At 69.8% G+C, this 1,128-nt stretch carries 1 protein-coding gene; it reads right to left on the bottom strand.

Annotation, left to right across the window (positions count from 1 at the left end; translation table 11 throughout):
• Positions 1-209: 209 nt before the first annotated feature.
• Entirely contained in the window at positions 210-1,115 is a 906-nt protein-coding gene (locus tag GUY60_RS37775; RefSeq protein WP_161706012.1) for a tRNA (adenine-N1)-methyltransferase, read from the bottom strand.
• Positions 1,116-1,128: the final 13 nt, after the last annotated feature.

Genomic DNA, 1,128 nt, shown 5'->3' with positions numbered 1-1,128 from the left:
GCACTAGGAGTGTCTCCTGTGAGGGCTGCCGGTGGGAGGGGTGCCCAGCATGGTGCCATACGTCACAGTGGGGTGGAACGGCGGGGTCGGAGGATCGTGCTCCTGTATAGGCGCGTCAACGACCAGGCGCCGCCGTCGAGTTCCGCTTTCGGTGCGGGAACTCGGCGGCGGCGCCTGTTCGTTGGGGTTGCGCTGTGGTGCTGTGTGCGTCAGCGGCCGGTGTTGCCGGCGTCGGCGTTGGGGCCGGAGTAGTCCTCGCCGTAGGCGCCCTTGGCGGGGCGGCGGCGGCGCATGGGGGGCTCGACTCCGTCGGCGAGGCGGCGGGCGGTGAGAAGGAAGCCGGTGTGGCCGATCATCCGGTGGTCGGGGCGGACGGCGAGGCCCTCCACGTGCCAGTTGCGGATCATCGATTCCCACGGCTGCGGCTCGGCGAAGCAGCCGATCTCGCGGATGGACTCGACGGTGCGGGCGAGCTGCGTGGTGGTGGCTACGTAGCAGCAGAGGATGCCGCCGGGGACGAGCGCCTTCTTGACGACGTCCAGGCACTCCCAGGGGGCGAGCATGTCGAGGATGACGCGGTCGACGTCGGCGTCGGACAGGTTGTCCTGGAGGTCGCCGACGGTGAGCTGCCAGGCGGGGTGGGGGCCGCCGAAGTAGCGCTCCACGTTCTGCTGGGCGATCTCGGCGAAGTCTTCGCGGCGCTCGTAGCTGTGCAGCATGCCCTGGTCGCCGATGGCGCGCAGCAGGAAGCTGCTGAGGGAGCCGGAGCCGACGCCCGCTTCCACGACGCGGGCGCCGGGGAAGATGTCGGCGAAGGCGAGGATCTGCCCCGCGTCCTTGGGGTAGACCACGGCGGCGCCGCGGGGCATGGACAGGACGTAGTCGGGGAGCAGGGGGCGCAGCGCGAGGTAGGCGACGTTGCCGGTGGTGCGGACAACGCTGCCCTCGGGTGCGCCGATCAGCTCGTCGTGCGGGAAGGAACCCTTGTGGGTGTGGAAGTTCTTTCCCTCTTCGAGCGTGAACGTGTAGTGGCGGCCCTTGGGGTCGGTCAGCTGTACCTGGTCCCCGACCTTGAAGGGCCCGCGTCGGCGGGCGGCACCGGTCGGTTCGGACACTGTCTCTTATAAA

This window comes from Streptomyces boluensis (assembly GCF_009908195.1).
GTDB lineage: Bacteria > Actinomycetota > Actinomycetes > Streptomycetales > Streptomycetaceae > Streptomyces > Streptomyces boluensis.
Note: the sequence above shows the minus strand (reverse complement) of the source record. Positions and strands in the feature narration are given on the sequence as shown.